At 52.9% G+C, this 5,139-nt stretch carries 2 tRNA genes and 2 rRNA genes; all 4 read left to right on the top strand.

The features are described from left to right. The first annotated feature begins 228 nt into the window (after window positions 1–228). The 4 genes from KQI11_RS12985 (at window position 229) to KQI11_RS12970 (ending at window position 5,078) form a co-directional block, all read left to right on the top strand. Window positions 229–1,755, top strand: a 16S ribosomal RNA gene (locus tag KQI11_RS12985). Window positions 1,756–1,847: 92 nt separating this feature from the next. Further along, window positions 1,848–1,923: transfer RNA gene (locus KQI11_RS12980), tRNA-Ala, on the top strand. A gap of 82 nt (window positions 1,924–2,005) precedes the next feature. Then, window positions 2,006–2,082: transfer RNA gene (locus tag KQI11_RS12975), tRNA-Ile, on the top strand. A gap of 158 nt (window positions 2,083–2,240) precedes the next feature. Further along, window positions 2,241–5,078 (top strand): 23S ribosomal RNA (locus KQI11_RS12970). Together the 16S and 23S rRNA genes with 2 tRNA genes alongside form the textbook arrangement of a ribosomal RNA operon. Window positions 5,079–5,139: the final 61 nt, after the last annotated feature.

Here is a 5,139-nt window from a genome sequence, read left to right as displayed (position 1 = left end):
AAAAAGGGGTTGACAAAAAGAAGGCAGCGAGATATAATAAAAGGCACGGCGAGATGCCGAACGGACCTTGAAAATTGAACAATACTGAAGCTTGAACGGACCTAAAAATCCGGTCTATCACGGACTGGATGCGTCTCTTTGAGAGACAACACCAAGCGAAGTAATTTTAAACGTCAAGTTTGAAATGAGCTTAGGTTTGAACGGTGGGAACACTGTTTAGATACAACTTTGATAAAGAGTTTGATCCTGGCTCAGGACGAACGCTGGCGGCGCGCCTAACACATGCAAGTCGAACGGACACATCCGACGGAATAGCTTGCTAGGAAGATGGATGTTGTTAGTGGCGGACGGGTGAGTAACACGTGAGCAACCTGCCTCGGAGTGGGGGACAACAGTTGGAAACGACTGCTAATACCGCATACGGTGGTCGGGGGACATCCCCTGGCCAAGAAAGGATTATATCCGCTCTGAGATGGGCTCGCGTCTGATTAGCTAGTTGGCGGGGTAACGGCCCACCAAGGCAACGATCAGTAGCCGGACTGAGAGGTTGAACGGCCACATTGGGACTGAGACACGGCCCAGACTCCTACGGGAGGCAGCAGTGGGGAATATTGCACAATGGGGGGAACCCTGATGCAGCGACGCCGCGTGAGGGAAGAAGGTTTTCGGATTGTAAACCTCTGTCTTGTGGGACGATAATGACGGTACCACAGGAGGAAGCCATGGCTAACTACGTGCCAGCAGCCGCGGTAATACGTAGATGGCGAGCGTTGTCCGGAATTACTGGGTGTAAAGGGAGTGTAGGCGGGATCATAAGTTGCGTGTGAAATGCAGGGGCTCAACCCCTGAACTGCGCGCAAAACTGTGGTTCTTGAGTGAAGTAGAGGCAGGCGGAATTCCCGGTGTAGCGGTGGAATGCGTAGATATCGGGAGGAACACCAGTGGCGAAGGCGGCCTGCTGGGCTTTTACTGACGCTGAGGCTCGAAAGCATGGGGAGCAAACAGGATTAGATACCCTGGTAGTCCATGCCGTAAACGATGATTACTAGGTGTGGGGGGATAACTCCCTCCGTGCCGGAGTTAACACAATAAGTAATCCACCTGGGGAGTACGACCGCAAGGTTGAAACTCAAAGGAATTGACGGGGGCCCGCACAAGCAGTGGAGTATGTGGTTTAATTCGAAGCAACGCGAAAAACCTTACCAGGTCTTGACATCTATCGCTATCCCAAGAGATTGGGAGTTCCCTTCGGGGACGGTAAGACAGGTGGTGCATGGTTGTCGTCAGCTCGTGTCGTGAGATGTTGGGTTAAGTCCCGCAACGAGCGCAACCCTTACTGTTAGTTGCTACGCAAGAGCACTCTAACGGGACTGCCGTTGACAAAACGGAGGAAGGTGGGGATGACGTCAAATCATCATGCCCTTTATGACCTGGGCTACACACGTACTACAATGGCCGCTAACAATGAGCAGCAAAACCGCGAGGTGGAGCGAATCTATAAAAGCGGTCTCAGTTCGGATTGCAGGCTGCAACTCGCCTGCATGAAGTCGGAATTGCTAGTAATCGCGGATCAGCATGCCGCGGTGAATACGTTCCCGGGCCTTGTACACACCGCCCGTCACACCATGAGAGCCGGTAACACCCGAAGTCAGTAGTCTAACCGCAAGGGGGACGCTGCCGAAGGTGGGGCTGGTGATTGGGGTGAAGTCGTAACAAGGTAGCCGTATCGGAAGGTGCGGCTGGATCACCTCCTTTCTAAGGAAGAGAGAAGTTCGAGCTTTGAGTATTGTTCAATTTTGAAGGTCTGTGAAGACAGACTTTCAGGCAAGAGGAACCTTGTTGAAGACGGGGGTGTAGCTCAGCTGGGAGAGCACCTGCCTTGCACGCAGGGGGTCAGGAGTTCGAGCCTCCTCATCTCCACCACTGGTGGACGCGAGAGCCGAGAGGCGATCGCGGGAGGGACAAGGAAAACTGACTTCTAAGAAAGCGGAGCGCCCTTGAGTATGGGCTCATAGCTCAGGTGGTTAGAGCGCACGCCTGATAAGCGTGAGGTCGGTGGTTCGAGTCCACTTGAGCCCACCACGGCCCGGGAGACCGGGCAAAGACAAGGGAACCTCAAGCAAAAGTGCACCTTGAAAACTGAATAAAGCAATAGACTGCGATAGAAATCTAAAGGGTAACTAGAGGCGAAAGCTTTTAGGTACACTACAATTTATGTCGAGAGAACAGCCGAAGAAAAAGGTCAAGCTAAGAAGGGCGCAGGGCGAATGCCTTGGCACCAGGAGACGATGAAGGACGCGATAAGCTGCGAAAAGCCGCGGGGAGCTGCAAATGAGTATTGATCCGCGGATGTCCGAATGGGGCAACCCACCTAGAGTCATGTCTAGGTATCCTGTACTGAATACATAGGTGCAGGAGGTGAACCGCCTGAACTGAAACATCTAAGTAGGGCGAGGAAGAGAAATCAAACGAGATTCCGAAAGTAGTGGCGAGCGAAATCGGAAGAGGCCAAACCAGGGGTAGAAATACCCTTGGGGTTGAGGACTGCATTTAGGATTGTGCGAGTTTAAGAGAACGGCATGGGAAGGCCGGCCAGAGAGGGTGAGAGCCCCGTATCTGAAAAGCGAGCGCACCGAGCAGGATCCAGAGTACCGCGGGACACGAGGAATCCCGTGGGAAGCCGGGGGGACCACCCTCCAAGCCTAAATACTACCTGGTGACCGATAGCGTATAGTACTGTGAAGGAAAGGTGAAAAGAACCCCGGGAGGGGAGTGAAATAGAACCTGAAACCCTGTGCCTACAAGCACATAGAGCACGTCAAAGTGTGATATGGTACTTTTTGTAGAACGGTCCGGCGAGTGTATGTATGCAGCGAGGTTAAGGGCTTAAGGCCTGAAGCCGCAGGGAAACCGAGTCTGAATAGGGCGAAAGAGTTGCATGTATATGACCCGAAACCGGGTGACCTATCCATGTCCAGGTTGAAGTTGGGGTAAGACCCAATGGAGGACCGAACCGACCCCTGTTGAAAAAGTGGCGGATGAGGTGTGGATAGCGGAGAAATTCTAATCGAACCCGGATATAGCTGGTTCTCCCCGAAATAGCTTTAGGGCTAGCCTTGCGTTAGATTTCCGGAGGTAAAGCACTGAATGGGCTAGGGGCCGAGAGGTTACTGAACCCTATCAAACTAAGAATGCCGGAAAATCGATGCGCAGGAGTCAGACTATGGGAGATAAGTTTCATAGTCGAGAGGGAAACAGCCCAGACCCACAGCTAAGGTCCCCAAACAGGTTTAAGTGGAAAAGGATGTGGGGGTGCACAGACAACTAGGATGTTGGCTTAGAAGCAGCCATACATTAAAAGAGTGCGTAATAGCTCACTAGTCGAGTGCCCCTGCGCCGAAAATGTAACGGGGCTAAAACCTGTACCGAAGCTTGGGCATCGTCTTTGATGATGGGTAGGGGAGCGTCGCATGCGGGGTGAAGCCATAGCGGAAGCGGTGGTGGACTGCATGGGAGTGAGAATGCCGGAATGAGTAGCGCGAATCATGTGAGAATCATGATGGCCGAAAGCCTAAGGTTTTTGGAGGAAGGTTCGTCCGCTCCAAGTTAGTCGGGAGCTAAGGTGAGGCCGAAAGGCGTAGCCGATGCACATACGGTAGAGATTCCGTAACCACCGAAAGTTTTAAGCAGAGGGACACTCTGAAAGGGCATGACCCGGGCGATGGTAGACCCGGGCGTAAGGGACTGAAATTTAGTAGGGAAGCATGCTTGGACGGAGGCGAGAAAAGCTCTGGGAATAACTAAGGTGCCCGTACCGCAAACCGACACAGGTAGGTAGGAAGAAGATTCTAAGGCCAACGGGAGAAGGGTTGTTAAGGAACTCGGCAAATTGACCCCGTAACTTAGGGATAAGGGGTGCTCATGGAAACATGAGCCGCAGAGAATAGAGCCAGGCGACTGTTTAGCAAAAACACAGGTCTCTGCTAAATCGAAAGATGAAGTATAGGGGCTGACACCTGCCCGGTGCTGGAAGGTTAAGGAGATGAGTGCAAGCTTTGACCCGAAGCCCCAGTGAACGGCGGCCGTAACTATAACGGTCCTAAGGTAGCGAAATTCCTTGTCGGGTAAGTTCCGACCCGCACGAATGGTGTAACGATCTGGTTACTGTCTCAACAACCCGCCCGGCGAAATTGTAGTACCGGTGAAGATGCCGGTTACCCGCGACAAGACGGAAAGACCCCATGGAGCTTTACTGCAGCCTGATATTGGATTTCGGTATTACATGTACAGGATAGGTGGGAGACAGGGAAGCCAAGGCGTCAGCTTTGGTGGAGTCGACCTTGGGATACCACTCTTGTAGTGCTGGAATTCTAACTTGCGGCCGTGAAACCGGCCGGAGGACATTGTCAGGTGGGCAGTTTGACTGGGGCGGTCGCCTCCTAAAAGGTATCGGAGGCGCTCAAAGGTTGGCTCAGCATGGACGGAAACCATGCCAGAGAGTGTAAACGCACAAGCCAGCCTGACTGCGAGACTGACAAGTCGAGCAGGAACGAAAGTTGGAGTTAGTGATCCGGCGGTATGTGAGTGGAAATGCCGTCGCTCAACGGATAAAAGCTACCCTGGGGATAACAGGCTGATCTCCCCCAAGAGTCCACATCGACGGGGAGGTTTGGCACCTCGATGTCGGCTCATCGCATCCTGGGGCTGAATTCGGTCCCAAGGGTTTGGCTGTTCGCCAATTAAAGCGGTACGCGAGCTGGGTTCAGAACGTCGTGAGACAGTTCGGTCCCTATCTGTCGTGGGCGCAGGATATTTGAGAGGAGCTGTCCCTAGTACGAGAGGACCGGGATGGACGCACCTCTGGTGCACCAGTTGTCACGCCAGTGGCACAGCTGGGCAGCTAAGTGCGGAACGGATAAACGCTGAAAGCATCTAAGCGTGAAGCCGACCTCAAGATAAGATATCCCACTGAGTCAATCAGGTAAGACCCCTTGAAGACTACGAGGTAGATAGGCTGCAGGTGTACGCACGGTGACGTGTTGAGCTGGGCAGTACTAATCGGTCGAGGGCTTGACCTTGTGAAGCAGTTCTCATTCAGTCTATTCCCCTTTATTCAGTTTTCAAGCTGTATTTTTGCAG

The organism is Acetanaerobacterium sp. MSJ-12 (genome assembly GCF_018917875.1).
Lineage (GTDB): Bacteria > Bacillota > Clostridia > Oscillospirales > Ruminococcaceae > Bittarella > Bittarella massiliensis.
The sequence above is the reverse complement of the archived record's forward strand: the minus strand, read 5'-3'. Positions and strand labels throughout refer to the sequence as shown.